At 65.5% G+C, this 25,947-nt stretch carries 23 protein-coding genes and 2 pseudogenes; 12 read left to right on the plus strand and 13 right to left on the minus strand.

The features are described from left to right. Positions 1-32 precede the first annotated feature (32 nt). The gene (lipA, locus tag CIT39_RS17155; RefSeq protein ID WP_094974195.1) at positions 33-989 is read left to right on the plus strand and encodes a lipoyl synthase; all 957 of its coding nucleotides are present in this window, start codon (positions 33-35) and stop codon (positions 987-989) included. Positions 990-1,007: 18 nt separating this feature from the next. After that, positions 1,008-1,478 carry a type II toxin-antitoxin system RatA family toxin gene (locus tag CIT39_RS17160; RefSeq protein WP_094974194.1) on the plus strand — a complete coding sequence of 157 codons (471 nt, stop codon included), beginning with the start codon at positions 1,008-1,010 and terminating at the stop codon, positions 1,476-1,478. 162 nt (positions 1,479-1,640) lie between these two features. Here CIT39_RS17160 and CIT39_RS17165 read toward each other — a convergent pair whose 3' ends face one another. From CIT39_RS17165 to CIT39_RS17190, 6 genes are read right to left on the minus strand one after another with little or no spacing between them, the layout of a single operon-like run. Continuing rightward, positions 1,641-2,456: a c-type cytochrome gene (locus tag CIT39_RS17165; RefSeq protein ID WP_162308542.1), complete on the minus strand. Its 816-nt coding sequence runs from the start codon at positions 2,454-2,456 to the stop codon at positions 1,641-1,643. Then, a complete protein-coding gene (locus tag CIT39_RS17170) occupies positions 2,456-4,078 on the minus strand; it encodes a b(o/a)3-type cytochrome-c oxidase subunit 1 (RefSeq protein WP_094974192.1) in 1,623 nt (540 codons plus the stop codon). The genes CIT39_RS17165 and CIT39_RS17170 overlap by 1 nt, the downstream gene beginning before the upstream one ends. Then, the gene (locus tag CIT39_RS17175; protein ID WP_094974191.1) at positions 4,065-4,631 is read right to left on the minus strand and encodes a cupredoxin domain-containing protein; all 567 of its coding nucleotides are present in this window, start codon (positions 4,629-4,631) and stop codon (positions 4,065-4,067) included. Before CIT39_RS17175 ends, CIT39_RS17170 begins: the two co-directional genes overlap by 14 nt. Next, positions 4,628-4,804 carry a hypothetical protein gene (locus CIT39_RS17180; RefSeq protein WP_162848654.1) on the minus strand — a complete coding sequence of 59 codons (177 nt, stop codon included), beginning with the start codon at positions 4,802-4,804 and terminating at the stop codon, positions 4,628-4,630. Before CIT39_RS17180 ends, CIT39_RS17175 begins: the two co-directional genes overlap by 4 nt. Positions 4,805-4,813: 9 nt before the next feature. Continuing rightward, the gene (locus tag CIT39_RS17185) at positions 4,814-6,064 is read right to left on the minus strand and encodes a c-type cytochrome (protein WP_414645250.1); all 1,251 of its coding nucleotides are present in this window, start codon (positions 6,062-6,064) and stop codon (positions 4,814-4,816) included. A gap of 11 nt (positions 6,065-6,075) precedes the next feature. Next, the gene (locus CIT39_RS17190) at positions 6,076-6,783 is read right to left on the minus strand and encodes a c-type cytochrome (RefSeq protein ID WP_094974189.1); all 708 of its coding nucleotides are present in this window, start codon (positions 6,781-6,783) and stop codon (positions 6,076-6,078) included. 940 nt (positions 6,784-7,723) lie between these two features. Between CIT39_RS17190 and CIT39_RS17195 the strand changes: the two genes are divergently transcribed. Further along, the gene (locus CIT39_RS17195) at positions 7,724-8,503 is read left to right on the plus strand and encodes a mechanosensitive ion channel family protein (RefSeq protein ID WP_094974188.1); all 780 of its coding nucleotides are present in this window, start codon (positions 7,724-7,726) and stop codon (positions 8,501-8,503) included. 5 nt (positions 8,504-8,508) lie between these two features. Here CIT39_RS17195 and CIT39_RS17200 read toward each other — a convergent pair whose 3' ends face one another. Both CIT39_RS17200 and CIT39_RS17205 read right to left on the minus strand, forming a co-directional pair. Beyond that, on the minus strand, positions 8,509-9,120 hold the full coding sequence (locus CIT39_RS17200; RefSeq protein ID WP_094974187.1) for a CinA family protein: 612 nt from the start codon (positions 9,118-9,120) through the stop codon (positions 8,509-8,511). Positions 9,121-9,124: 4 nt separating this feature from the next. Next, the gene (locus CIT39_RS17205; protein ID WP_094974186.1) at positions 9,125-10,306 is read right to left on the minus strand and encodes a bifunctional 2-C-methyl-D-erythritol 4-phosphate cytidylyltransferase/2-C-methyl-D-erythritol 2,4-cyclodiphosphate synthase; all 1,182 of its coding nucleotides are present in this window, start codon (positions 10,304-10,306) and stop codon (positions 9,125-9,127) included. Between the two features lie 283 nt (positions 10,307-10,589). On the opposite strand from CIT39_RS17205, the gene dusB reads away from it, so the two are divergent. The 7 genes and pseudogenes from dusB to hflX all read left to right on the plus strand — a co-directional run bounded on the left by dusB (position 10,590) and on the right by hflX (position 20,480). Then, entirely contained in the window at positions 10,590-11,591 is a 1,002-nt protein-coding gene (gene dusB, locus CIT39_RS17210; protein ID WP_094974185.1) for a tRNA dihydrouridine synthase DusB, read from the plus strand. Further along, entirely contained in the window at positions 11,588-12,763 is a 1,176-nt protein-coding gene (locus CIT39_RS17215) for a two-component system sensor histidine kinase NtrB (protein WP_094974255.1), read from the plus strand. The genes dusB and CIT39_RS17215 overlap by 4 nt, the downstream gene beginning before the upstream one ends. 9 nt (positions 12,764-12,772) lie before the next feature. Then, the gene (gene ntrC / locus CIT39_RS17220; protein WP_028144677.1) at positions 12,773-14,215 is read left to right on the plus strand and encodes a nitrogen regulation protein NR(I); all 1,443 of its coding nucleotides are present in this window, start codon (positions 12,773-12,775) and stop codon (positions 14,213-14,215) included. A gap of 510 nt (positions 14,216-14,725) precedes the next feature. Further along, positions 14,726-17,143 (plus strand): sensor histidine kinase, encoded by a 2,418-nt coding sequence (locus CIT39_RS17225; protein WP_094974184.1) that lies wholly within the window; start codon positions 14,726-14,728, stop codon positions 17,141-17,143. Positions 17,144-17,160: 17 nt separating this feature from the next. Next, positions 17,161-18,531 (plus strand): nitrogen assimilation response regulator NtrX, encoded by a 1,371-nt coding sequence (gene ntrX, locus CIT39_RS17230; RefSeq protein ID WP_094974183.1) that lies wholly within the window; start codon positions 17,161-17,163, stop codon positions 18,529-18,531. 308 nt (positions 18,532-18,839) lie between these two features. Then, the gene (gene hfq, locus CIT39_RS17235; RefSeq protein ID WP_007591126.1) at positions 18,840-19,088 is read left to right on the plus strand and encodes an RNA chaperone Hfq; all 249 of its coding nucleotides are present in this window, start codon (positions 18,840-18,842) and stop codon (positions 19,086-19,088) included. Between the two features lie 11 nt (positions 19,089-19,099). Next, positions 19,100-20,480 (plus strand): annotated as a pseudogene (hflX, locus tag CIT39_RS17240) (GTPase HflX). 38 nt (positions 20,481-20,518) lie between these two features. Here hflX and mazG read toward each other — a convergent pair. Then, positions 20,519-21,337, minus strand: a complete 819-nt coding sequence (gene mazG / locus CIT39_RS17245; RefSeq protein ID WP_094974181.1) for a nucleoside triphosphate pyrophosphohydrolase — start codon at positions 21,335-21,337, stop codon at positions 20,519-20,521. Between the two features lie 137 nt (positions 21,338-21,474). Here mazG and queC point away from each other — a divergent pair, with 137 nt between their 5' ends. Beyond that, positions 21,475-22,188 carry a 7-cyano-7-deazaguanine synthase QueC gene (gene queC, locus CIT39_RS17250; protein ID WP_094974180.1) on the plus strand — a complete coding sequence of 238 codons (714 nt, stop codon included), beginning with the start codon at positions 21,475-21,477 and terminating at the stop codon, positions 22,186-22,188. 75 nt (positions 22,189-22,263) lie between these two features. Here queC and CIT39_RS17255 read toward each other — a convergent pair whose 3' ends face one another. From CIT39_RS17255 to nthA, 3 genes are read right to left on the minus strand one after another with little or no spacing between them, the layout of a single operon-like run. Continuing rightward, positions 22,264-22,641 carry a nitrile hydratase accessory protein gene (locus tag CIT39_RS17255; protein ID WP_162308544.1) on the minus strand — a complete coding sequence of 126 codons (378 nt, stop codon included), beginning with the start codon at positions 22,639-22,641 and terminating at the stop codon, positions 22,264-22,266. Continuing rightward, positions 22,641-23,300 (minus strand): nitrile hydratase subunit beta, encoded by a 660-nt coding sequence (gene nthB / locus CIT39_RS17260; protein ID WP_094974178.1) that lies wholly within the window; start codon positions 23,298-23,300, stop codon positions 22,641-22,643. Before nthB ends, CIT39_RS17255 begins: the two co-directional genes overlap by 1 nt. Beyond that, on the minus strand, positions 23,297-23,932 hold the full coding sequence (nthA, locus tag CIT39_RS17265; RefSeq protein WP_094974177.1) for a nitrile hydratase subunit alpha: 636 nt from the start codon (positions 23,930-23,932) through the stop codon (positions 23,297-23,299). Before nthA ends, nthB begins: the two co-directional genes overlap by 4 nt. A gap of 120 nt (positions 23,933-24,052) precedes the next feature. Here nthA and CIT39_RS17270 point away from each other — a divergent pair. Continuing rightward, positions 24,053-24,858: pseudogene (locus tag CIT39_RS17270) on the plus strand (enoyl-CoA hydratase/isomerase family protein). 35 nt (positions 24,859-24,893) lie between these two features. Here the strand turns inward: CIT39_RS17270 and CIT39_RS17275 are convergent. Continuing rightward, entirely contained in the window at positions 24,894-25,883 is a 990-nt protein-coding gene (locus CIT39_RS17275; RefSeq protein WP_094974175.1) for a helix-turn-helix domain-containing protein, read from the minus strand. Positions 25,884-25,947: the final 64 nt, after the last annotated feature.

Consider the following 25,947-nt stretch of genomic DNA (forward strand, 5'->3'; position numbering starts at 1 on the left):
ACTAGGTAGGACCTGAACAGACCGGACAGACCATGGTCGTTATTGTCGATACCATCACGAACCCGCTGCGCCCGCGTCACCCTGAAAAGGTGAATCGTCCCGACTCCGCTTCGCCGCCGAAGCCGGACTGGATTCGCGTGCGCGCGCCCAACACCCGCGGTTATGCCGACACCCGCAATATCGTCCGGTCGAACGGCCTGCACACGGTGTGCGAGGAGGCGGGCTGCCCGAATATCGGCGAGTGCTGGGACAAAAAGCACGCAACCTTTATGATCATGGGTGACACCTGCACCCGGGCCTGCGCCTTCTGCAACGTCAAGACCGGCCTGCCGAACGCGCTGGATGCGGCCGAGCCGCGGAACGTCGCGGAGGCCGTGGCCAAGCTCGGCCTTGCCCACGTGGTCATCACTTCTGTCGACCGCGACGATCTCGCCGATGGCGGCGCCGAGCATTTTGCCGAGACCATCCGCGCAATCCGCACCGCGTGCCCCTCGACCACGATCGAGATCCTGACGCCCGACTTCCTGCGCAAGGAGGGGGCGCTCGAGGTGGTCGTTGCCGCCAAGCCCGACGTCTTCAACCACAATCTCGAGACCGTGCCGTCGCGCTATCTGACGGTGCGGCCGGGCGCGCGCTATTTCCATTCGATCCGGCTGTTGCAGCGGGTCAAGGAGCTCGATCCCACCATCTTCACCAAGTCCGGCATCATGGTCGGCCTCGGCGAGGAGCGCCACGAGGTGCAGCAGGTGATGGACGATCTGCGCTCGGCCGACGTCGATTTCCTCACCATCGGCCAGTATCTGCAACCGACCCGCAAGCACCACGCCGTGATGCGCTACGTGCCGCCGGACGAGTTCGCCTCCTACGAAAAGGTCGCCTATACCAAGGGATTCCTGATGGTGTCGGCGAGCCCGCTCACGCGCTCGTCGCATCATGCCGGCGAGGATTTTGCGAGACTGAAGGCCGCGCGGGCCGCCAGCGCCCGCTGAACCGCCATCTGAGTCACCATGCCCAAATTTTCGAGCAAGCGCCGTGTCAATCACAGCGCCTCCGAGATGTTCGATCTGGTCGCCGACGTCGAGCGCTATCCGGAATTCGTGCCGCTGTGCAGCGCGCTGAAGGTGCGCCAGCGCATGGCGAAGCCCGACGGCACCGAGGTGCTGGTCGCCGACATGACGGTGTCGTTCAAGCTGGTCAGGGAATCCTTCACCAGCCGCGTGAGCCTCGACCGTGCCAACCTGACGATCCTGGTCGAATATCTGCAAGGTCCGTTCAGCAATCTCGAGAATCGCTGGACGTTCGAGCCCAAGGGCGAGGGCGTCTGCGACGTCGGGTTCTACCTCGCCTACGAGTTCAAGAGCCGCATGCTGGCGCTGCTGATGGGCTCGATGTTCGATGCCGCCTTCGCGCGGTTCTCGACCGCGTTCGAAAAGCGGGCGGACGCGATTTACGGGCGGCCAAAGCTGGCGTCGTCGTAACCAGTGGCAACTCTCGTGTCCCGGACGCGGTGCAACGCGGAGTGTTGCTGCGCAGAGCCGGGGCCCATGGCCGCAGTCTCCTCGCCTGGATGGATGGGCCCCGGCTCTGCAGCGCACCGTTGAAGGAGCGCTGCGCTGCGTCCGCGGCACGAGCTCCCCACTTCAATCCACCGCCTTCACCACGTCCGGCGGCTGCGAGGCATAATACGCCGCGGCCGCCTCGATCTCCTGCGGCGTCATTGCGCGCGCGATGTTGCGCATCTGCTGGCTGATGTCGTTGCGCCGTTCACCGGAGGCGAAGGCGTGGAGCTGAGCCTTCATGTAGGCCTCGGATTGCCCTTCCAACCACGGGCTGCCAGTCTTGTTGTCGAGGCTGCCATGGCAGGCGCCGCAGGGGGCGATGCCACGCATCGGCGCGCCGTAGATGACGATGTTGGGCTTCGGCAGTTGCGGTGTCGGATGATAGGCCGGAAGCCGCGGCAGATAGGCGTAATAGTTGGAGAGATCGGCGATCTCCTCGTCGGTCAGGTTGACCGCGAACGGCGACATCACGGCATTGGTGCGTGCGCCGGAGCGGAAATCGTGCAGCTGTTTGTAGATCACGGCCGCATATTGGCCGGCGAGATTGGGCGAGTCCGCGCGGCTGACGCCGGTCGGGCCATGACAGATCGCGCAGCGCTGCGCCAGCGTCGCGCCGCGGCCAATCGCTTCCTGGCTCGGGCGCGACAACGTATTCGAGGTCAGCACGACCTCCGACAATCGTTTTGCCTGTTCGGGCGCCGTCACACTGGCCGCCCGCTGCGGCACGCCGGCGGCACTGCAGATCGCGTCCCAGACATTAGCGAATTGCACCCAGGGCTGCGCGAAGGGCAGCACGATGAAGCCCGCAATCGCCGTCACGATCAGGATCGCGGCGGTGATGCCGACGCCAATCCTGAAATGGCCGTTGCGGAGGGTGAAGAGGTCGCGCGTGCTCATCACTGCGCTCCCACATAGACGGCCGGCACCGAGGTGCCCGAACTCAGCGCCAGATTCAGGATCGGATAGCCGTAATTGGTCAGCGTGAGACCGATCATCAACGCGACCCACAGCGCGTGGGTGTTGAGCGCGACCGGCACGGTCGCCGGCTGATGCACGGCCAGCGCGAAGCGGTAGGGACCGGCGTCAATCTTGGACGTACGCATGCCACGCGCCAGGATGACGATGAACATGATGCCCGACGCCAGCAGGATGAAGCCGCCGATCGCCGACAGGGTGACGGAGAGTGCCTGCGGCGCGATCGCGGGATCGCCGAAGTCGAAATAGGCCATGCGGCGCGGCATGCCCAGAATGCCGACCCAGTGCCACGGGAACGTCGTGACGATCATGCCGATGAACCACAGCCAGAGCTGGGTCCGGATCAGCCTGACATCGATCAGCTCGCGTCCCGTCAAGTGCGGCCACAGATCATAGGCGATGGCGAAATACATGATCACGATGGCGCCGCCGAAGATCAGGTGGAAGTGGCCGGTGATCCACTGCGTGTTGTGGATCGACGCATCGAGCTGATAGCTCATGTTGATGAGGCCACCGGCGCCGCCAAAGCCGAGCATGACGAACGAGAACGCCAGCGCCAGCATCATCGGATTGTCCCAGGGCAGGGCCCTGATCCAGCCGAACATGCCGCGGCCGCCGCGCAGCCGCGCCGCGATCTCGACCGAGGCGCAGATCGTGAACACAGTCAGCAGCGTCGGCAGCGCGACCAGTGCCGTGAAGGCGGAATGGATGAACTTGAAGCCGGCACCGACCTGCGGGTCGGCGAAGGTGTGATGCATGCCGATCGGCATCGCTACCACCAGGAACAGGATGAAGGAGATCCGCGCCATGCTGTCGGAATAGACCCGGCCGCCGATCGCGCGCGGCACGATGGTGTAATAGGCGATGTAGGTCGGCATCAGCCAGAAATAGACGATGGCGTGCAGCGTCCAGGAGAAGAACACCCGGGCGAGGCCGGCATCGATAGTGCTTTTCAGGCCGGCCGCGACGGGAATGATCTGCAGCAGCAGCTCGAGCGCGGCGCCGACCGCGGTCCATGCCCACAAGTACGAACCCGCAACATTGGCGAACATGGCGAGCGGCACCGGGGCGCCGGGATGGGCCTTGCGCCAGACGCGCAGATTGACCGACATCAGCGCGACCCAGATCCACGAGCCGACCACGACTAGGACGACGCCGAGATAATAGAAAACGTTACCGATCAGCGGCGGGTAAAACGTGTAGAGCACCGAGGCGCGGCCGAGCGCGATCGGGATCACCGCCATGATGCTGCCGATCACGATCAACCAGAAGCCGGTCCAGGCCCAGCGCACGCCGACCAGGCGCTGCTGCAGCGCGGCTTCACTGATGGCGTAGCCGAAGCCCATCGCGACCAGCGTCGGGAAGACGTAGCCCATCACCGTGCCGTGCGCGGTCAGCGACCGGTAATAGAGCTCGGGATTGGACAGCCAGGTGCCGATCGGGCTGCGGATGAACATCTGCCAGGCGCCGAGCGTGAGCGCGATGCCGAATACGGCGAAGGCCAGCCAGAAATGGGCGAGGATGAGCTTCCTATTGACCAACACAGCTCAGCCTCCCGCCACCCTTCGCGCGATCGGCGAATTCGGCCTTGTCGATCACCTTGACCTTGCCCCACATGCCCTCATGGCCGAAGCTGCAAAACTCCTGGCAGGGCATCAGATAGTCGCCGGTCCTGGTGAAGCGCATCAGCTGCTCGGAGATATAGCCCGGCACCAGCATGGTGTTGACGTTGGTGGCCTGGATCAGGATGCCATGCACGACGTCGGCGCTGGTGGCCCGCAGCGTGATCGGCGTGTCGGCGGGAACCACGATGCAGGCCGGCGTGAAGGAATATTGCTGGCCGATCGCGCGCACGGTCACGGTGCCGTTGGCCTCGAGCACACTGCCGAGATTGCTCTCGACGAACTCGCCCGAGAGATGAATGCGCGACGGGTCGATGGTCTCGACGCGCGGCTGCGGCATGGTCGCGCGATGGATGCCGGCGAAGGCCGCGAGCCCCGCCATCATCACGACGATGATCACGGCGATGGTGGCCCAGCGCCGCTCGACCCGGGCCGCGACCTCGGCGCTGGCGTGATGCGTTTCCCCTGTGCTCATTGCAGCGATCCGCGCGGCAGGAACACGAACAGATAAAAGGCGAACCACATCGCGACCACGCAGGCCGTGGCGATGCCGGCGAGCACGATCGCACCGGACGGGCCCTGCGCGACGACCTCCTCGACGGCCTGGTCGGCTGTCGCCGGGCTGGTCGGCGGATCGGAGTTGAACATGCGGGCCTCTCAGTTCAGCGGTGCGGAGCGCAGCTCGTTGGCCTCGCGCGCCGAGACCGGCGTGCCGCGATTTCCCCAGGCAGTGCGGATGTAGGAGACGACGGCGGCGATCTCGTTGTCGGACAACAGACCTGCGAACGGCGGCATGCCGTAGGGCATCGGGTTGCCCTTGGTGCCCGGCGGATAGCCGCCATTGAGCACCATGCGGATCGGGTTGACCGCCGACTGCATCTCGATCGACTGGTTGTTGGCGAGCGGCGGCCAGTGCGGCGGCTTGCCTTCGCCCTGCGTGCCATGACAGCTCGCGCAATGCTTGTCGTAGACGGTCTTGCCGAGACTGATCAGCAGGCTGCTTTCGGTAGTCGGCAGCGCTGTAGCTGCCGCCGGCGGCGACGAACCCTCGGCGATGCCCTTGAGGTACACTGCCATGGCGCGCGTGTCCTCGTCGTTGAGATATTGCAGGCTGTTGTGCACGACCTCGGCCATCGGGCCGTAGACCACGCCGCGCATGGAGACGCCGGTCTGGAGCAGGTCGGTGATGTCCTTGATGCTCCAGTCGCCGAGCCCGGCCTCCCGGTTCGACGTGAGCGAGGGCGCGTACCAGTTCTGCATCGGGATCAGGCCGCCCTTGAAGGCATCCGATTGCGAGGTGCCGCCGAGCGCGTTGATTGGCGAATGGCACATGCCGCAATGGCCGAGGCCTTCGACCAGATAAGCGCCGCGATTCCATTCCGCCGATTTCTTCGGATCGGGCTTGAACTCGCCCTCGCTGAAGAACAGCGTGCGCCATCCCAGGATGAGCTGCCGGTTGTCGTAGGGAAAGCGCAGCTCGTGCGGCTTGTTCTTCTGGCTCACCGGGGCGATCACGCGCAGATAGGCGTAGATCGCGTCGCTGTCGGCGCGCGTGACCTTGGTGTAGGACGCAAACGGCATCGCCGGATAGATCAGCCCGCCGTCCGGAAAGCGGCCGCTGTGCATGGTCTTGTAGAAATCGTCGGCGCTCCACTTGCCGATTCCAGTGTCCGGGTCCGGCGTGATGTTGGAGGTGTAGAGCGTACCGAATGGCGTCGGCATGGCACGGCCGCCGGCGAACAGGCGGCCCTCCGGCGCGGTGTGGCACGCCGTGCAGTCGCCGGCTCGCGCCAGATATTCGCCGCGCGCGATGATGTCGTTGGCATTATTCGAGGTCTTGTCCTGCGCCTGCGCAGCCGTCGTGAACGCGGCAAGAACAAGGAGACCGATCGGCAGTTTCAAGCCCATCATCCGCCTCGTCAGTTGGGCTGGCTGCCGCAGCCGAACGGCAGCGCGTAGGTGCCTTTCGGGACGGGAGCAGGGTTTGCGGGGGCCGGGCGTGTCGCAAGCCAGGCTGCGACTGCGGTGACGTCGGCCTCGGTCAGATGGCCGGCGACAAGCTGCATGCAGTCGGGCGACTTCGCCGTGCGGGTGCCGTAGCGCCAAGCGCCGAGCTGGGCGCTGATGTAATTGGCGCGCAAGCCGAGCAGACCGGGGATGCCGGGTTGCATGCCTGCGAGTCCCGGGCCGTGACAGCTGACGCAGGCCGGAATGTTGCGGCCGGCATCGCCGCTGGTGGCGAGCTGCTCGCCCAGCGCCAGCACGTCCTTGCTGACCTCGCTCGGAGCCGGCTGCGGCAGCGGCGGATGCTCGCCGGCGAAATATTCCGCCATCGCCTCGAGATAGGGATCAGGCAGAAACTCCAGCAGATAGTTCATCGGCGGGTATTTGCGGCGGCCGCTGCGAAAAGCGAGCAACTGGTTGTAGAGATAGCCGGCCGGCTTGCCGGCAAGCCGCGGGAAATAGACGTCGCTGGTGCCTTCGCCCTTGTTGCCGTGACAGGGTGTGCAGGCCTCGACCCGTGCCGCCATCGTATCAGGCGGCTGGCTCGCCGTTTGTGCGGCCGCACCATCAAGGGCGGCCAAGGTGATGATCACGGCGACTGAAGTCGCGGCGCGAGCGAACAATTTCGTCGCCCTCCACTGGGCTGGTCCGGTTGATTCCGGATCACAACGTAGAGCGGCATTATTGCGCCAATATATTCTCGCGCAAGATCGGACACGAGCGAAGGCATTTGGTCGCGCCGTGTGCGTTGCGATTTCGATCGAATTCGACAAACTTGCGTGCTTTTTGGAAAACTGGGCATAACCCTGCAGTCTCGCGACAGGTTCCGTCCGAGTCTTGCTTCATCTCGGCACCCTCTTTTGTCAGAGGGCGCAGGGAAGACCGGGTGCCGGCTGGCACCCGCGGTCCACTGTGCGAATCCTGCGTGACAAGAAGCTGCACAGCGGCATACAGGTGTAGCCAGGACAACCCGGCCTTCCCTGCGCAGTGGGTTTACGGCTTATGCCGAGCTCTCCCCGGGGAGCGATGCACTATTGCCCCCGTCGCCTTGCAGATCGCTGACATGCGCACCCGGTCGGGCAACACACATCACCGCAAGACTTGACGCACAGACCCCGGGCGTCAGGACGACACGGTTTTGCCGTACGCAGATCACACCGGTCGTGTGCGCGATTGGCTGTCGCTCACGGTTGCCCGCCCTGCGATGCCTTTCGCGCCGATGTGACGAGCGTCCACCACGGCTCACCCCACGTTTCGTGACGATCGCGATACGCCCCTCTGACCGGGGTGAGGTGGCGGCATAATGCGATAAAGCCGAATTTCTGTAAAGGCGAATATTTTTGCGCCGGTGTCTTGCCCTACGGCTGGCGTGTTTTGCCCGATGAGCAACACAAGGAGTTGTGGCCGTGGGGCGGATGAGCCGAAGGCGTATCCGCCACTGTTCGCCGCGAAGGGAGATGTGGCGGACTACGCCGCGCTAATCCGCCCTGGGGGACCGTGTTCCCTTCGGGATCAATTCGCGCCGCAGCGAGTTTGCAACGGGTCGTCCGGGTTGGAGCCGCCATGACCATCAATTTCGACACGCTGAAGGCCTCGCTCGTCCTGTATGGCTTGAACGCGCTTTACGCGATCCTCCTGCTCGCCGTCGGCTGGTATCTTTCCGGCGCCATGCAGCGCTTCGTCACGCGCCTGTTGAGCGTCACGCACCGCGTCGACCCGCTGGTGACGCTGTTCGTGGGCAGCCTCGTCCGTTACGGCGTGCTGGCGGTGGTCGGCATCGCCGTGCTTCAGCTGTTCGGCATCCAGACCGCGAGCCTGGTTGCCGTGCTGGGCGCGACATCGCTCGCCATCGGTCTGGCGCTACAGGGCACGCTCTCCAATCTCGCCGCAGGCGTGATGCTGCTGCTGTTCCGGCCCTTCCGCATCGGTGACGATGTCGAGGTGGCCGGCAAGGCCGGCAAGGTGAGGTCGTTGTCGCTGTTCATGACCGAACTGGTCGCGGCCGACAACACGCAGATCCTGTTGCCGAACGGACAGGTGTGGGGCGCGGCGATCGTCAATCACAGCGTCTATCCCGGCACGGGCGAGGTCAAGGTGGCGTTTCCCGTCCCGGCCAGTGCGGCCAATGCGCTCGCGGATCGCATTCTGAGGGAGCTGCGCAACGATTCCCGCATCGACGCTCAGGCGCAACCGAGCGTCTCCGTCACGAAGGTCCTCGATGTCGGCAATCCCGCGGCGCCGATCCTGGAATTGACCGTCAGCGCGAAGGCGAAACCCTCTGAGGCCGCTGCGGTCAAGCAGTGCGTGCTCGACCACGCGAGCGCGCTGTTGGCGGCAGCCTGAGGCGCTCAACCGCGCGGCGCGCGCGGGGGCCGTCGTTTGGCGACATGCCGGCGGGGCGAGCGGGTCACGCGTGGGCGCAGGCGGGTTACTGCGGCGGCGCGTTTCGGCTTGGCCTGCGCCTGCGGGCCGCGGGCCAGATCCATCAGCATGCGCAGCGCCTCGACCACCGAGCGGGCACGTACGGCGCTGCGGCCGATCGCACCAAACCGGTGCTCGCGGTGGATGATGCGGCCGTCGCGCGCCGCGGCGGCGAAGTGCACGAGACCGACCGGCTTGCCGGGCGTCGCGCCGCCCGGGCCGGCAATGCCGGTGATGGCAACGGCGAGATCGACATCGGCGCGCTCCAGCGCACCGACCGCCATCGCGGTCGCGGTCTCCTTGCTGACGGCGCCGAAATTGGCAAGCGTGCCGGCTTCGACCCCGAGCATCGCGCGCTTGGCATCGTTGGAATAGGTGACGAAGCCACGGTCGATCACGTCAGACGATCCGGGGATGTCGGTCAGCGCGCCCGCGACGAGGCCGCCGGTGCAGGATTCAGCCGTGGCGATCGTCAGCTTGCGCATCCGGCAGAGGTCGAGCAGCGAGCGGGAGAGGGCACGTGCGTCGCTGCCGGCCATGGCCTTACGCGCTCCAGGGCAGGCGGATGGTGGCGCTGGCGGTGGCGGCGATGCCTTCCTCGCGGCCGGTGAAGCCGAGCCGCTCGCTGGTGGTCGCCTTCACCGCGACGCGCGAGATGTCGACGCCGGAGATCTCGGCGATGCGCGCGCGCATGGTGTCGCGCAACGGGCCGATCTTCGGCCGCTCGCAGATCATGGTGACCTCGAGATTGGCGATGCGGCCGCCGCGCGCCGTGACGCGCTCGATGGCGTATTTCAGGAACTGGTCGGAGGAGGCGCCCTTCCACTTCGCGTCGCTCGGCGGAAAGTGCGAGCCGATGTCGCCGTCGGCGAGCGCGCCGAGGATGGCGTCGACCAGCGCATGGAGGCCGACATCGCCGTCGGAATGGGCGAGAAAACCCCTTGTGTGCGGCACGCGCACGCCGCAGAGCATGAGATGGTCGCCTTCGCCGAAGGCGTGGACGTCGTAGCCGGTGCCGGTCCTGATGTCGCCGAGCTGGGCGGCCAGGCGCGCTTCCTCGCGCACGAAATCCTCGGGGGTGGTGAGCTTCATGTTGGCAACATCGCCTTCAAAGGTTGCAACCGTCAATCCCGCCCATTCGGCAATCGCGGCATCGTCGGTGAAATCGCTGCGGCCGTCTTTTGCGGCACGACGATGCGCCTCGAGAATGACGTCGAAACGAAAGGATTGCGGCGTCTGCGCGATGCGCAAGGAAGCCCGCTCAGGCGTGCCCTCGACATCGCCGCCCGCACCGGTGATCTTGATCGTGTCGGTGACGGCGACGACGGGGATCGCCGCACCGGTGCGGCCTGCGGCTTCGATCGCGCGCGAGATCAGGCCTTCCGAGACGAAGGGACGCGCGGCGTCGTGAATTAGGACGACGTCCGGCTTGTGCGCGGCCAGCGCTTCGAGACCGGCGAGCACCGAAGCCTGGCGGGTAGCGCCGCCACTGGTCGGCGCCTCGTGCTTCAATCCTGCGACTGCCGCCGTGAACATGGCGCTGTCATCGGGGTTCACCACCGGCTGTACCGCGAACACGTCAGGATGGCGGCTGAAGGCTTCCATCGCGCGGTAGATCACGGGGACGCCGCCGATCTCGCGATATTGCTTCGGCCCGCCGGCGCCGGCGCGCAATCCCCGTCCGGCTGCGACGAGGACGACTGCGGTGCGTTGTGATTTCGCCATAGGACTCAAATACTCAGTCGGTGATGGAAAGAGTCGGGGAGTGGGGTGACTGCCGCATGCCTCTAGCACGGCAGGCCCGCAAAAAAAGGGGGTTTCCCCGGATTGTAGGAGACAGCATTTTGCTGCACTGCACTTGAAAGATTTGCAGAATTGTCTAAACTGTAGGCATGACGCTTGACTGCACAAGAATTGTGCGCAAGATAGATCATGGCAGGCGCGATGAGGCCCCTGCCCAGTCGACGAGACCCCTGTGACCGGTTCGGCAGTATTCGGCTCTAAGCCGTTGAAAATAGGCGATATTGATGTCGTCACCCCGGTCTTCCTGGCGCCGATGTCGGGAGTGACGGACTCGCCCGTCCGCCGGCTGGCCGCCGAGCTTGGGGCCGGTCTCGTCGTCTCGGAAATGACCGCCAGCGATGAACTCGCCAATGGTCACCGGATGTCCCGGTTGCGCTGCGAAGCCACCGGCATCGGCCCGCACGTGGTCCAGCTCGCCGGCTGCGAGACCCATTGGATGGGCGAGGGCGCCCGGATCGCCGAGGCCGAGGGCGCCGATATCATCGACATCAACATGGGCTGTCCGGCCCGCCACGTCACCGGCGGCCAGTCCGGCTCGGCCTTGATGCGCGACCTCGACCACGCCGTCAGCCTGATCGATGCCACCATCGAGGCGGTGAAGGTGCCGGTGACGCTGAAGATGCGGCTCGGCTGGGACGACCAGACCCGCAACGCGCCGGAGCTGGCACGGCGCGCGGAAGCCGCCGGCGTCAAGCTCGTTACGGTCCACGGCCGCACCCGCAGCCAGTTCTACAAGGGCGAGGCCGATTGGGATGCGATCCGTGCCGTGCGCGAGGCGGTCTCGATTCCGCTCGTCGTCAATGGCGACATCACGACTTACGAGAAGGCGCTCGCGGCGCTCGAGGCTTCCGGCGCCGACGCCGTGATGATCGGCCGTGGCGCAAACGGCCAGCCCTGGCTGCCCGGCCAGATCGGCCGCCGCCTGAAGGGCGGGGCCGAGGAGGCTGTGCCCTCGCTGGACACGCAGCTTCATTATGTCCGCACGCTCTATGAGGGCGTCTGCGCGCTCTATGGTCTGCGCATCGGTCTCAGGCATGCCCGCAAGCATCTCGGCTGGGCCCTCGACGTCGCAGCGCAGGCGAGCCGCGCGCCGGCCGAGAAGCTGAAATCCTGGCGGCACACAATCCTCACCTCCGAGGATCCGGGCCGCGTCCACCAATTACTGCAAGACGCATTCGACGACTTCGCATGGAGCGCTGCTGCATGAGCTCAGCTGCTGAACATCGTCGGCCGGTTCCGTCCGACAGCGACGCGATCCTGGATGCCTTGCCCAATCCCGTGCTCATGATCGGGCCGGACGGGAAGATCGTCGCCGCCAACATCGCGACCGAAGCCTTCTTCGACATTTCGACACAGTTTTTGAAGCGGCAGTCGCTGAAAGAGCTGGTGCCGTTCGGCAGTCCCTTGCTGGCGCTGATCGACCAGGTGCGCTCGTCGAACGCGCCGGTCAACGAATACAAGGTCGATCTCGGCACCCCGCGCATGGGCGGCGACCGCCAGGTCGATCTTCACGTCGCGCCGCTGACCGAGCGGCCCGGCCATATCGTGGTGATGCTGCAGGAGCGCTCCATCGCCGACAAGATGGACCGCCAGCTCACCCATCGCAGCGCGGCGCGCTCGGTGATCGCGCTGGCTGCGATGCTGGCGCACGAGATCAAGAATCCGCTCTCGGGCATCCGCGGCGCGGCGCAGCTTCTCGAGCAGCAGGCCTCGTCCGAGGACCGCATGCTGACGCGCCTGATCTGCGACGAGGCCGACCGCATCGTGACGCTGGTCGACCGCATGGAGGTGTTCGGCGACGAGCGCCCCGTGTTGCGCGGCCCCGTCAACATCCATTCGGTGCTCGACCACGTCAAGCGGCTGGCTCAGTCCGGCTTTGCCCGCAACATCCGCTTCATCGAGGACTACGATCCCTCGCTGCCGCCGGTGCTGGCGAACCAGGACCAGTTGATCCAGGTGTTCCTCAATCTCGTGAAGAACGCCGCCGAAGCGCTGATCGACGTTCCCGACGGCGAGATCCAGCTCACCACCGCGTTCCGCCCCGGCGTGCGCCTGTCGGTCCCCGGTCAAAAATCCCGGGTCTCCCTGCCGCTCGAATTCTGCGTGAGGGACAATGGACCAGGCGTACCGGACGATCTTCTGCCCAACCTGTTCGATCCCTTCGTGACCACCAAGCAGACCGGCTCTGGCCTCGGTCTCGCACTGGTCGCCAAGATCATCGGCGATCACGGGGGCATCATCGAATGCGAATCTCAGCCGCGCAAAACCACCTTCCGCGTGCTGATGCCGATGTATTCCACATCGGTGAAACATGCCGATCACGGCAGTCACGACGGCTCTGCCGGGAAGTCGTCGGCTGCATCTCAGGGGGCAAAATGAGGATCAACGATGCCCGCAGGTAGCATTCTCGTAGCTGATGACGACACCGCCATCCGCACGGTTCTCAACCAGGCACTTTCCCGCGCCGGGTATGAAGTCAGGCTGACCGGCAATGCCGCGACGCTATGGCGCTGGGTCAGCCAAGGGGAGGGCGATCTCGTCATCACCGACGTGGTGATGCCGGATGAAAACGCCTTCGACCTCTTGCCGCGGATCAAGAAGATGCGGCCGAATTTGCCCGTCATCGTCATGAGCGCGCAAAACACCTTCATGACGGCGATCCGCGCCTCCGAGCGCGGGGCTTACGAATATCTGCCGAAGCCGTTCGACCTCAAGGAGCTGATCGCCATCGTCGGCCGCGCGCTGGCCGAGCCGAAGGAGCGGGTCTCGACGCCGGACGAGGACGCCGAGATGGAGGCGATCCCGCTGGTCGGCCGCTCGCCGGCGATGCAGGAAATCTACCGCGTGCTGGCGCGGCTGATGCAGACCGATCTCACCGTGATGATCACCGGCGAGTCCGGCACTGGCAAGGAGCTGGTGGCGCGCGCGCTGCACGATTACGGCAAGCGCCGCAACGGCCCGTTCGTCGCGGTCAACATGGCGGCGATCCCGCGCGACCTCATCGAATCCGAGCTGTTCGGCCATGAGCGCGGCGCCTTTACCGGCGCCAACACCCGCGCCTCCGGCCGGTTCGAACAGGCCGAGGGCGGCACGCTATTCCTCGACGAAATCGGCGACATGCCGATGGAGGCACAGACCCGTCTCTTACGCGTGCTGCAGCAGGGCGAATACACCACCGTCGGCGGCCGCACCCCGATCAAGACCGACGTGCGCATCGTCGCGGCCTCCAACAAGGATCTGCGCGTCCTGATCCAGCAGGGGCTGTTCCGGGAAGACCTGTTCTTCCGCCTCAACGTGGTGCCGCTGCGGCTGCCGCCGCTGCGCGAACGCATCGAGGACCTGCCCGATCTCATCCGTCACTTCTTCGCGCTGGCCGAGAAGGACGGCCTGCCGCCCAAGAAGCTCGACGTGCTGGCGCTGGAGCGGCTGAAGCAGCATCGCTGGCCGGGCAACGTGCGCGAACTGGAAAACCTCGCCCGGCGGCTCGCTGCGCTCTATCCGCAGGATGTGATCACGGCCTCCGTCATCGACGGCGAGCTCGCGCCGCCCTCGGTCAGCCCGGGTGCAGCCGTGCAGCAGGGCGTCGACAATCTCGGCGGCGCCGTGGAGGCCTATCTGTCCTCGCACTTCCAGGGTTTCCCGAACGGCGTGCCGCCGCCGGGCCTCTATCACCGCATCCTCAAGGAGATCGAGGTGCCGCTGCTCACGGCCGCGCTCGCCGCCACCCGCGGTAACCAGATCCGCGCCGCAGACCTGCTCGGCCTCAACCGCAACACGCTGCGCAAGAAGATCCGGGACCTCGACATCCAGGTGTATCGGAGCGGGGGATAGCTCTTCCGCGACGAACGCTAATCACGCTTGCGCGGACGGTGGCTCGGCTCCCCCTACCAGAGCGGAGCCGAGCCTGTCCGGATCGCGCTGGCCGTTGTGGCTGACGCGGTGAGCAGAAGTCGGTATCGGGCCTGAACGTTCCACTGAAAGAGGACGATCTCGCCTTTTTGATACGCAAAGCGCATCGCCGCTCCTATCTGACCAGGCGGGCTGATGTCGGCAGCATGGCCAAGTCAGCCGGCTCCTGGAGACCCGGGCCGTTGACCAGCAGGTCAGAGGCCACGATCAGTAGCAGCACAGCGGAAGTCATTATCGCGAGAAAGATCCTGTCCATGCCGGATCAAGCCGGAACGGCCCGAGTCTGTTCCCGCTGATCCGGCATTGCCCTGTGGATGCGCCGGTCCGTCGCGGCGGAGGCGCCGCGGAATTGTCGCAATTCGGCAACAATGTGGTACGAATACATCAGTGTCCGCCCATCGCGGACCCGTTTTCAGCATCGCCATTGCCGGAATGACCAGCGCAGACACCTCGGCCGCACACTTTGACACGGCACCAGCGGAAGAGCCCCGGCGTTGGTCGGCGCGGCGCTGGCTGGCGCCCTTTGCCGTGGTGCTCGCGCTGCTCTCGGCCTTCCTGACCTTCCTGGTCCTGACCGGCCTGACCACAATCGACCCGACGCCGGCGGTGGTCCGCTCGATCTACCTGACCAACGCGGCCACGATCCTGCTGCTGGTCGGCATCATCATCCGCGAGCTCTGGCAGCTGATCCTGGCGCGGCGGCGGGGCAGGGCGGCGGCGCGGCTCCATGTCCAGATCGTCAGCCTGTTCTCGATCGTGGCGGTGCTGCCGGCGGTGCTGGTCGCCGTGGTCGCCAACGTCACCATCGAACGCGGCCTCGACCGGTTGTTCTCCGGCCCGACCAAGGAGGTGATCCAGAATTCGCTGACGATCGCGCGGGCCTATATGCAGGACCATGCGCAGCTGATCCGTGGCGACATTCTCGGCATGGCCAACGACATCGCGCATGCCCGGCCACTCTACGACCAGGATCGCCGCTCGTTCCGGGAGATGCTGAGCGCCAGCGCCGCTTCGCGCAACCTGCCGGGCGCGATGATCATCGACAAGAACACCAACATCCTGGAATCCGCCGACACCGGGATGCGGCTCGCCTATTCGCCGCCCGCGCCGGACTTCCTCAGCAACGTCAACGAATCCGAGCCCGAGATCGCGATCCTTCCCGATGCGAGCTACGTGGCCGCGGTGATCCGGCTGCGCGCCTTCAGCGACACCTTCCTCTATGTCGCCCGCCCCCTCGATCCGAATGTCGTCAATCAGGTCAAGCAGACCGAGGTCAGCGTCGCCGAATACGCCCAGATCGAGTCGCGCCGGCTCGGTATCCAGGTGGCCTTCGCGCTGATGTTCGCCGTGATCGCGCTGACCATCCTGATGGCCTCGGTGCTGATCGGCCTCAACTTCGCCAATTCGTTGGTCTCGCCGATCCGGCGGCTGATGAACGCGGCCCACACGGTCTCGACCGGCGACCTTAATGTCCAGGTGCCCGTGCAGCAGTCGGAAGGCGATCTCGCCCAACTGGGAGAGACCTTCAACAAGATGACGCAGGAGTTGCGCAGCCAGCGTGATGAACTCGTCAACGCCAGCGACCTCATCGACAGCCGCCGCCGCTTCATCGAAGCGGTGCTGTCTTCCGCAAGCGCGGGCATCATCGGCGTCGATACATCAGGCAGCGTCGGCATTTTGAACCGCTCGGCGGAGAAGCTGATCGGGCACTCCGAGGCGGAGACGCTCGGTCATCCGCTCTCCGACGTGTTGCCAGAGCTCGACGAGACGATGACCGCGGCGCGGGAAGGGAGCCAGCGTCTGGTGCAGGGCCAGATCACGATCACCCGCGACGGCACCGAGCGCAATCTCTCGGTCCGCGTCAGCGCCGAGAAGAACCAGCCGCACGACAGTTACATCATCACGCTCGACGACATCACCGAGTTGGTCTCGGCGCAGCGCACCTCGGCCTGGGGCGACGTGGCGCGGCGCATCGCGCACGAGATCAAGAACCCGCTGACGCCGATCCAGCTCTCGGCCGAGCGCATCCGCCGCAAGTTCGGGAAGGACATCACCGAGGCCAAGGACAAGCAGATATTCGAGCAGTGCACCGACACCATCGTGCGCCAAGTCGACGACATCCGCCGCATGGTCGACGAGTTCTCGCGCTTTGCACGGATGCCGAAACCGGTGATGGAGGGCGAGGACGTCGCCGACGCGGTGCGGCAGGCGGTGTTCCTGATGAAGGTCGCCCATCCCGAGATCGATATCGAGGTCGAGTTCAAAGACGATCCGCTTCGCGCCCAGTTCGACCGGCGGCTGATCTCGCAGGCGGTCACCAACATCGTCAAGAACGCCACCGAGGCGATCGAGCAGGTCCCGCCCGAGGAGCTCGGCAAAGGCCGCATCGACGTCGTGGTGTCGCGCCAGGGCGAGGACGTGCTGATCGACGTCATCGACAACGGTATCGGCCTGCCCAAGGTCGCGCGCTCGCGGCTGCTCGAGCCCTACGTGACGACGCGCGCCAAGGGCACCGGCCTCGGCCTTGCCATCGTCGGCCGCGTGTTGGAAGACCATGGCGGGCGCATCGAGTTGAAGGATGCTTCCGACTTCCGCGCGGGCCAGCGCGGCGCCTGGATGCGGATGCGCTTTGCGATCTCGGGCCTACCCGCGAAGGCCGAGGGAGCCGAGCAGGCCCCGGTGGGAGCCGAACAGGCCCCGGCGGCCGCGGTCAAGGACGCAACCGGCGGGCAGGCCGGCGCTCCTGTCAAGGACCTGGCGCAGGAAACAAATAAGCCGGCGGCCGAAACCAAAGAGGCCGCTGAAAAGACCAATGATTCAACGAAAATCGAAGCCTCAACAGGCAGCTGACAAGACAGGCGCGACCCATGGCTAGTGAAATTCTGATTGTCGATGACGAAGCCGATATTCGCGATCTCGTTGCGGGCATTCTCGAGGACGAGGGTTTCGTCACGCGGACCGCACGCGACAGCGACTCCGCGCTGGCTGAAATCGGCAACCGCAGGCCGCATCTGGTGTTTCTCGACATCTGGCTGCAGGGCTCGAAGCTCGACGGCTTGCAGTTGCTGGAGCAGGTCAAGAAGGATAATGCCGACCTGCCGGTCGTGATGATCTCCGGCCACGGCAACATCGAGACCGCCGTCGCCGCGATCAAGCGCGGCGCCTACGACTTCATCGAAAAGCCGTTCAAGGCCGACCGGCTGATCCTGGTCGCCACCAGAGCGCTGGAGAACTCGCGGCTGAAGCGCGAGGTCAAGGAGCTGAAGCAGCTGGCGCCGAGCGCCAGCTCGCTCGTCGGCCGCTCGCCCAGCATGAACCAACTGCGCCAGACCATCGAGCGCGCCGCCAAGGCCAACAGCCGCATCCTGATCGTCGGTCCCGCCGGCGCCGGCAAGGAATTGACGGCGCGCACGCTGCATACGGCCTCCGGACGTGCCGACGGTCCCTTCGTCGTCATCAACGCAGCCGCGATCACGCCCGACCGCATGGAGCACGAGCTGTTCGGCGTGGAACAGTCCAACGGCGAGCAGGCGCGCAAGCCCGGCGCGCTCGAGGAAGCCCATGGCGGCACGCTGTTCATCGACGAGATCGCGGACATGCCGCGCGAAACCCAGAACAAGATCCTGCGCGTGCTGGTGGAGCAGTCGTTCCAGCGCGTCGGCGGCACCGCCAAGATGCAGGTCGACGTCCGCATCATCTCCTCGACCGCGCGCAATCTCGAAGAGGAGATCGCAGCCGGCCATTTCCGCGAGGACCTCTATCATCGGCTCTCGGTGGTGCCGATCCGCGTGCCTGCGCTGTCGGAGCGGCGCGAGGACATCCCGGAATTGATCGATTATTTCATGGAGCAGATCTCCGCCGGCAGCGGCCTGCCCAAGCGGCAGATCGGGCAGGACGCGATGGCGGTGCTGCAATCGCACGTCTGGCCGGGCAATGTGCGCCAGCTCCGCAACAACGTTGAGAGAGTCATGATTCTGGCTGCGGGCGGACCCGAGGTCATTATCACCGCTGACATGTTGCCGCAGGATGTCGGCTCGATGGTGCCGGCGATGCCGACCAGCAACAATGGCGAGCACATCATGGGCCTGCCGCTGCGCGAGGCCCGCGAAGTGTTCGAACGCGACTATTTGATTGCACAGATCAGCCGTTTTTCAGGAAATATTTCTCGCACAGCCGAGTTCGTTGGCATGGAACGGTCGGCGCTGCATCGAAAGTTGAAAGCACTCGGTGTCGGCTGACCCGTTTTCGTACCACGCAGGGCACCGGTTCGCGTTGGGAAAACGCCGTTAAAAACAAGATTCTAACGCCGCGACGTCACCTTATGCGTAAAGCGAGGAAATTGATCGAATTCCGTAGTTTTTCGGGGCAGTACGGCGCCGGCTGCCGCTTGAAGCGGCTTGCCTAATAAGTCCACCTGTCCTCTAATCGCACAGCTGTTCCTTCCGAGGGGGATCTCATGAGGAACGGCAACCGGGAGAGGCCCCGAACGTCACAAAGAGGGCCGCAACCGGCGCAATAAAAAGAAACTCAAAGCGAGAAAAAAACAATGGCGGCAGACCGCGCACAAAACCTGCAGGACACCTTCCTCAACCACGTTCGCAAAACCAAGACGCCACTGACGATCTTTCTGGTCAACGGAGTGAAGCTCCAGGGCATCGTGACCTGGTTCGACAATTTCTGTTTGCTGCTTCGGCGCGACGGTCATTCGCAGCTCGTCTACAAGCATGCGATCTCGACCATCATGCCGGGTGCGCCGATCCAGTTGTTCGAAGGTGGCGAGGATCAGCCGGCTTGAGAGTGATCTGATTGGAACCCCGGAATTTCGACGGGGATGCCGACCGTCCGCGGTCGGCAGGGGCTAAGCAGACGGGGCGGGTGCTTGTCATCGGCCCCTATTTGCGGGTGCGCGCAGGCGGTGCCGAAGCGCAATCGGAGAGTCATATCCAACGCAATGCCGAAGCCCGGCTCGATGAAGCCGCCGGCCTCGCGCGCGCGATCGATCTCGTCGTTGCAGACGCGATCATCGCGCCGATCAACCAGATCCGCCCCGCGACCTACATCGGCAAGGGCAAGGTCGAAGAGATCGCCGCGCTGGCCAAGAGCCTCGATGTCGAGCTCGTGGTGATGGATTGCGCGCTGGCACCGATCCAGCAGCGCAATCTCGAGAAGGAGTTGCAAGCCAAGGTGCTCGACCGCACCGGGCTGATTCTGGAAATCTTCGGCCGCCGCGCCAAGACCAAGGAAGGTTCGCTCCAGGTCGAATTGGCGCATCTCAACTATCAGCGCTCGCGCCTGGTGCGCTCATGGACCCATCTGGAGCGCCAGCGCGGCGGCTTCGGCTTCATGGGCGGTCCCGGCGAGACGCAGATCGAAGCGGACCGACGCCTGATCCAGGAGCGCATTTCCAAGCTCGAAAGCGAGCTGAAGAAGGTGCAGGCGACGCGGCGACTGCATCGTGCCGGCCGCCAGCGGGTGCCGTATCGCGTCGTCGCGCTGGTCGGCTACACCAATGCTGGCAAGTCGACGCTGTTCAACCGCCTGACCCGCGCCGACGTGCAGGCGGCGGATATGCTTTTCGCGACACTCGATCCGACCTTGCGCGCCCTCAACCTGCCGCATGGCGGCAAGGCTATGCTGTCGGACACCGTCGGCTTCATCTCCAACCTGCCGACCCAGCTCGTCGCCGCCTTCCCGCGCCACGCTGGAGGAGGTGCTCGAAGCCGACGTCATCCTGCATGTGCGCGACATATCCCATGAAGATGCCGAGGCCCAGCAGAGCGACGTCGACGCCGTGCTGCGCCAGCTCGGCATCAACCCCGATGACTCAGGCCGCATCATCGAGGTCTGGAACAAGATCGACCGCTACGATTCCGAGCAGCGCGAAGAGCTTTTGAACATCGCCGCGCGCAGGCCGGAGGATCATCCCGCGATGCTCGTGTCCGCCGTGTCAGGCGAGGGCGTCGACGCTTTGCTCGCCGCGATCGAGGAGCGGCTGGCGGCCAAGCGAACCACGCTCGACCTCTCGATCGACGCCGCCGATGGCGCCGGCATCAGCTGGCTGCATCGCAACGCCGAGGTGCTCGCGAAAGAGCTGCACGACGGCCGTTTTGATATGACCGTGAGGGTGGACGAGACCAAGCGGGATATCGTTGTGTCGAGGTTCGACGCGGTGCCGCGCGTGGCTTGATCCCGAGGGTGCGATAATGTCCACTGGGTATCCTCGTATCAGGTAGCCGTCTTCGCAGCATTCCACAGCGCATCCATCTCAGCCAGCGACGCCTGCTCCAGCGTCCGGCCCTGCGCCTCAAGCGCCCGTTCGATATAGGCGAAGCGCCGCTCGAATTTCGCATTGGTCGCGCGCAACGCGGCTTCCGGATCGGCGTCAACATGGCGGGCGAGATTGACCAGGGCGAACATCAGGTCGCCGGTCTCTTCCGCAAGCCCCTCGCTGTCGTTGTGGTCGAGCGCGGCCTCGATCTCGTCGGCTTCCTCGCGGATCTTTGCCAGGACCGCGCGCGGGTCGTTCCAGTCGAAGCCGACGGTGGAGGCCTTGCGCTGCAGCTCCATGGCGCGCGTCAACGCGGGTTGGCCGGCTTTCACGCCCGAGAGCAGAGATTTGTGCGCGGGTACTTCCTCCGGCGGCCGGCGCGCGGCGCGCTCGGCTTTCTCCTCGGCCTTGATGCGGTCCCAGACTTCCTTGACGTGATGCGAGGCCAGATTGCCGTCCTTGTCGGCGAAGACGTGGGGATGTCGGCGGATCATTTTTCGCGTGATGGCCTCGACGACGTCCCCGAACGCGAAAGCGTTCTGCTCGGACGCCATCTGGGCGTGGAACACCACCTGGAGCAGGAGGTCGCCGAGCTCGTCCTTGAGATCATCGAGATCGCCACGGTCGATGGCGTCGACCACCTCATAGGCCTCCTCGATCGTGTAGGGCGCGATCGTCGCAAAATCCTGCTCGAGGTCCCAGGGGCAGCCGGTCACCGGCGTGCGCAGCGCCGCCATGATCTCGATCAGGCGAGAAATGTCGTGGGAAGGGGTCATTGCGGGACGGTCTCCTGGGTCCAAAGCCTTATGCCAAAAGCGGGCCGCCGTTCCCAGCGCGGGCGCGCGGAACGGGCGGATTTCCAACGAATGGCCGCCAATTGGCGAGGAGCGCCCGCAGTGCTAAAGCGCGGGCCATGAGTGACGCATTTTCATCACAAACCGCTCTGGTGCTGTTCTCCGGCGGCCAGGATTCCACCACCTGCCTTGCCTGGGCGCTGAACCGTTTTGCGCGCGTGGAGACGCTGGGGTTCGACTACGGGCAGCGCCACGCCATCGAGCTCACCTGCCGTGAGCGGCTGTTCGACGGCATCAAGGGCCTGCGTGCGGATTGGGCGGCAAAACTCGGTGAGAGCCATACGCTGTCGATCCCGACGCTGGCGGCGGTGTCCGAGACCGCGCTGACGCGCGACGTCGCGATCGCAATGGGCGCCGACGGCCTGCCGAATACCTTTGTGCCCGGCCGCAATCTGGTGTTCCTGACCTTCGCCGCGGCGCTGGCCTACCGGCGCGGCATCACGCATATCGTCGGCGGCATGTGCGAGACCGACTATTCCGGCTATCCCGATTGCCGCGACGAGACCATCCGCGCCATGCAGGCCGCGCTCTCGCTCGGCATGGCCAGAAAATTCGAGCTGCATACGCCGCTGATGTGGATCGACAAGGCCGCGACGTGGCAGCTCGCGCAGGATCTCGGCGGCGAGGGGCTGGTCGACCTGATCCGCGAGCACTCCCACACCTGCTATCTCGGCGAACGCGGCGCGCAGCACGAGTGGGGCTATGGCTGCGGCGAGTGCCCGGCATGCAGCCTGCGGGCGAAGGGATGGCGGGAGTTCGTGGCGGGGCGATAGGAGCCACGCATTTCTCGCGTGCCCGGACGCGGCGCTTGCGCGTTGCAGCTTTCCGGGGCACGAGTGCAGCGCGACCTACCCAAAATCCTCCGGCCTGAGCTCGATCGGCTTGCCGTGCGGGGTGCGATCGGCCGCGTGGTCCCAGGCATCGCGATAGCGATGCAGCGTCTCCGTCGACGCAACACCCTTGCGCGCAACCAAGCCCTCCAGCGTCGCGAGCCAGTGCAGATAATAGGTCTCGCCCGTATCGGGATCGCCGGCGGCCTGTGCGCGCTTGATCTCGGCGGCCAGGGCGGCCGCCCATTCCGGCCAGGTGAACACGCCGCGTTCGTGCAGCGTCAAGGCCATCGCGAAGGCATGCGCCTCCCAGGGTGCGCGGAACACCGGGCCGTCGTCATCGCGGGGAATGCTTGGAATGGCCGCCGTCGCGACCGCCGCTGCCGCACTGCTCATCACGCCGGATCCAGATAAGGCTCAAAGGCGTCGATCGAGACCTTCAGGGTGGGATCACCGTCCTCGCCCCAGAGATCGCGGCCTTCGAACACGACCGTGTAGAGCCATTGCGGATGTTCGCCGCGCTCCATCGCCGCCGTGTCCGGAAACACGTGGCAGCCATGGTTCAGCTCGACCACGCCGACATGGCCGCGGACATAGCGCGGCAGCCGCGTGTGCGTGGCCGGATGGATGTTCCTGGCGCGCACGCGATCGCCGATGTTGAACCTGGCGGGCGCAGGCGCCGTGCGGCCGAACTTGCCGCGCACCATGACGCGCTCGACCTGGGTGAGATCGAATTTGCCGTGCTTGAGCGCCTTTGCCGGCTGCATCGCATGGCCGGCGGCGACCTCTTCGCGGGAGAGGTAGCCCTTCTCGATCAGCATCTCCTCGAGACCGAGAAACCATTTCTTGTAATAGGAGCTCGAGAGATAAACCTCCGGCGGCAGCGTCTCGCGATAGAAGCGCGAGGTGTCGATGTTGAAAGCACCGGCCGCGCCCATCGCGCGCACCATCGCCAGCACACGCTCTTCCCAATGCGCATGAAACATCGGCTCGTCCGGCTCCGGCTCAACCTTGCCGAACCCGTCCATGCCGCCCATGTCGTGCACGCCGTTCATGACGGCGCCCCCGGCTGTCGCGGGAATCCGGTGCCGATCATGGAATCGCGCGTGACGAGTTCGGCGAGCTGCTCCTCGCTCCACCCCTCGGTGCCTGCGGGGCGCATCGGCAGCACCAGAAAGCGGGTCTCTGCCGTGGAGTCCCACACCCGGATTTCCACATCCTTCGGCAGAGTGACTTCGAAATCGGCGAGGACGCCGCGCGGGTCCTTCACGGCACGGGAGCGGTAGGGCGCGGCCTTGTACCAGACCGGCGGCAGCCCCAGCATTTCCCAGGGGTAGCAGGAGCACAGCGTGCACACGACCATGTTGTGGCGCTGCGGCGTGTTCGCGACCACGACGAGATGGTCGCCGACGCGGCTGACATGGCCGAGCGTGCCGATCGCCTTGGAGCCATCCTCCAGCAGCGCCTGCTTGAACGCCGGATCGGTCCAGGCCTTGGCAACGACGCGGGCGCCGTTATGCGGGCCGATTTTGGTCTCATAGGCCTGGATGATGGCGTCGAGCGCGGCTGGCTCGACATAGCCTTTTTCGGTCAGGATTGTCTCGAGCGCGCGCACGCGCAGCTCGGTCTCCGACAGCTCGGAATGGTCGTGATCGTGGTGGTGATGGTGGTCGTGATCATGGCTCATGGTGGCGAAGATAAGCGCAATGGCCCGGGCCTGTCGAGTATGCGCTGCGGCGCAACCGGGTCCCGTATTCGTGAGGCCGGATGTAGGCTAGCATTGCCGCAAAGCAGAGGGGAGATTTCGTTGACGGACTACGTGAAGATCGAAAAGGGCCTCGGGCCCGAGGGCCGGATTGCGGTGGTGCGTTTCGATCGAGGCGACGGCATCAATGCCCTGTCGCCCGAGGCGTTGCGGCAGCTCACCGCGGCGGCGCGCAGCTTCGAGGACGATTCCGCGACGTCGGTCGTCGTATTGACCGGCAGCTCGGGCGCATTCAGCGCCGGCTTCGATCTCAAGGATACCGAAGGGCGCTCGCGCAAGGAGATGGATCTCGGCACCCTGCGGCGGCACCTCAAGCTCGGGCCGCGTCTGACGCACGCCTGGCAGGAGATGGAGCAGATCACGATCGCGGCGATCGAGGGCTTTTGCGTCGGCGGCGGGGTGGCCCTCGCCGTCGCGCTCGACTTCCGGATCATGGGCCGCGATGCGCATCTGCGCGTGCCTGAAATCGGGCTCGGCATGAACATGAGCTGGCAGAGCATCCGCGCATGCTGCATCTGATGGGACCCGCCCGCACCAAGCAGGCGGTCATCCTGGCCGACCAGCGCATCTCGGCGGACGAGGCCCACGAGTGGCGTCTTGTGGAGGAGGTCGTCGATCCCGGCCATGCCTTCGATGCCGCCATGGAGCTCGCCCGCAAGGTCGCCGCGCAGCCGCCGCTCTCGGTAGCGATGACGAAGCTGACCGTCAACCGGCTCGCGCATGCGCTGGACGATCTCGCCAGCCACATGGACGTCGACCAGTTCGCGCTCGCCAGCCTCAGCGAGGATCACAAAGAGGGAGTCGATGCGTTCCTGGGCCGCCGCAAGCCGCGCTTCAAGGGGCGGTAGATTATGCCAGCCCATTGACAAGGCGAACGAGCGCGTCAGGCGGCCAGCCTGGCGCGCCGCAGCGTCTCCGAGGGCTTTTCGGAGAAGTGGCGCTTGTAGTCGAGCGAGAATTGGCTGAAGTGCCAGAAGCCGTGCTGCACGGCGATGTCGTAGATCGACGTCTCGATGCCGCCGGCGCGCTTGAGGTCACGGCGCACGCGGTTCAGCCGCATCGCCCGCCAGTAGTGCATCGGGCTCGTGCCCAAGACCTCCTTGAAGCAATAGCCGAGCTTGCGCGGGCTGGCGCCAACCGCCTTGCAGACCTCCAGCAGCGAGAGCGAGCGATCGCCGCTGCCATGCATCAACTCGCGGGCGCGATCGACGGTTCGCCTCCGTGCAGCCGCGCTGCGGCCGGGATCGCTGGTGCGCGCCGTCGGCAGCATGTCCATGATCTCGACGAGGAGCGCGTCTTCCAGCGCCTGCCGCGCCACGGGATCGTCGAACCGTTTGGGGGCGGCGGAGACGGTCTCGTAGATCGCGGCAAGATGGGCGCGCAGCCGCAAGACCGGCGCCTCCGCCATTTCGATGACCCTCAGCTGATGCCAGACGGCGCGCGGCAGCGCGATGTCGAGGCGGGCGGCCAGCTCCTCGATCAGGGCCGCGCTGGCGACGACGCCGCGCAGCTCGAACGCCTTCGGTGTGCACATGTCGACCTCTGCGTCGACGCAGGCGATGACCTGGGCGCCGGCCACGCTGGCGCCGTTGCAATTGACCTCGCCATCCCCGTGCCAGGGCAGGCCGATGCCAAAACTGTCGGCACCGAGCTGGCCGTACTGGCGGACCTGCTGGCTGGTGATCTCGCGGAACACCTCCAGGTGGGGCAGGGAGAGTTGCGTGAAGCTGCCCCGGAAAGCGCCAGCGCTGATCTGATCGTAGCTCAGCCGCCAGCGGCCGAGGCCGCCGCAGTGTTCGTCGACATCCGTGCTGCTCACCTGAAGCAGGCTGGCAGCCGAGTCCTGAATCGGAGGAGTTGCGCTCAAGATCATGACGATACGTGGAAAATGATCAGCCCAAACCAGAGGGAATAGCGCCCAGACTGGCACGCCCGAC

Origin of the sequence: Bradyrhizobium symbiodeficiens, from assembly GCF_002266465.3 — a bacterium.
In the GTDB taxonomy this organism is placed as follows: domain Bacteria; phylum Pseudomonadota; class Alphaproteobacteria; order Rhizobiales; family Xanthobacteraceae; genus Bradyrhizobium; species Bradyrhizobium symbiodeficiens.

What these genes read in the sequence shown, in the direction of transcription:
- lipA (WP_094974195.1), top strand. Translation starts at nt 33, where the DNA reads ATGGTCGTTATTGTCGATACCATCACGAACCCGCTGCGCCCGCGTCAC.
- CIT39_RS17160 (WP_094974194.1), top strand. Translation starts at nt 1,008, where the DNA reads ATGCCCAAATTTTCGAGCAAGCGCCGTGTCAATCACAGCGCCTCCGAG.
- CIT39_RS17165 (WP_162308542.1), bottom strand. Translation starts at nt 2,456, where the DNA reads ATGAGCACGCGCGACCTCTTCACCCTCCGCAACGGCCATTTCAGGATT.
- CIT39_RS17175 (WP_094974191.1), bottom strand. Translation starts at nt 4,631, where the DNA reads ATGAGCACAGGGGAAACGCATCACGCCAGCGCCGAGGTCGCGGCCCGG.
- CIT39_RS17180 (WP_162848654.1), bottom strand. Translation starts at nt 4,804, where the DNA reads ATGTTCAACTCCGATCCGCCGACCAGCCCGGCGACAGCCGACCAGGCC.
- CIT39_RS17185 (WP_414645250.1), bottom strand. Translation starts at nt 6,064, where the DNA reads ATGGGCTTGAAACTGCCGATCGGTCTCCTTGTTCTTGCCGCGTTCACG.
- CIT39_RS17195 (WP_094974188.1), top strand. Translation starts at nt 7,724, where the DNA reads ATGACCATCAATTTCGACACGCTGAAGGCCTCGCTCGTCCTGTATGGC.
- CIT39_RS17200 (WP_094974187.1), bottom strand. Translation starts at nt 9,120, where the DNA reads ATGGCCGGCAGCGACGCACGTGCCCTCTCCCGCTCGCTGCTCGACCTC.
- CIT39_RS17205 (WP_094974186.1), bottom strand. Translation starts at nt 10,306, where the DNA reads ATGGCGAAATCACAACGCACCGCAGTCGTCCTCGTCGCAGCCGGACGG.
- CIT39_RS17215 (WP_094974255.1), top strand. Translation starts at nt 11,588, where the DNA reads ATGAGCTCAGCTGCTGAACATCGTCGGCCGGTTCCGTCCGACAGCGAC.
- ntrC (WP_028144677.1), top strand. Translation starts at nt 12,773, where the DNA reads ATGCCCGCAGGTAGCATTCTCGTAGCTGATGACGACACCGCCATCCGC.
- CIT39_RS17225 (WP_094974184.1), top strand. Translation starts at nt 14,726, where the DNA reads ATGACCAGCGCAGACACCTCGGCCGCACACTTTGACACGGCACCAGCG.
- ntrX (WP_094974183.1), top strand. Translation starts at nt 17,161, where the DNA reads ATGGCTAGTGAAATTCTGATTGTCGATGACGAAGCCGATATTCGCGAT.
- hfq (WP_007591126.1), top strand. Translation starts at nt 18,840, where the DNA reads ATGGCGGCAGACCGCGCACAAAACCTGCAGGACACCTTCCTCAACCAC.
- mazG (WP_094974181.1), bottom strand. Translation starts at nt 21,337, where the DNA reads ATGACCCCTTCCCACGACATTTCTCGCCTGATCGAGATCATGGCGGCG.
- queC (WP_094974180.1), top strand. Translation starts at nt 21,475, where the DNA reads ATGAGTGACGCATTTTCATCACAAACCGCTCTGGTGCTGTTCTCCGGC.
- CIT39_RS17255 (WP_162308544.1), bottom strand. Translation starts at nt 22,641, where the DNA reads ATGAGCAGTGCGGCAGCGGCGGTCGCGACGGCGGCCATTCCAAGCATT.
- nthB (WP_094974178.1), bottom strand. Translation starts at nt 23,300, where the DNA reads ATGAACGGCGTGCACGACATGGGCGGCATGGACGGGTTCGGCAAGGTT.
- nthA (WP_094974177.1), bottom strand. Translation starts at nt 23,932, where the DNA reads ATGAGCCATGATCACGACCACCATCACCACCACGATCACGACCATTCC.
- CIT39_RS17275 (WP_094974175.1), bottom strand. Translation starts at nt 25,883, where the DNA reads ATGATCTTGAGCGCAACTCCTCCGATTCAGGACTCGGCTGCCAGCCTG.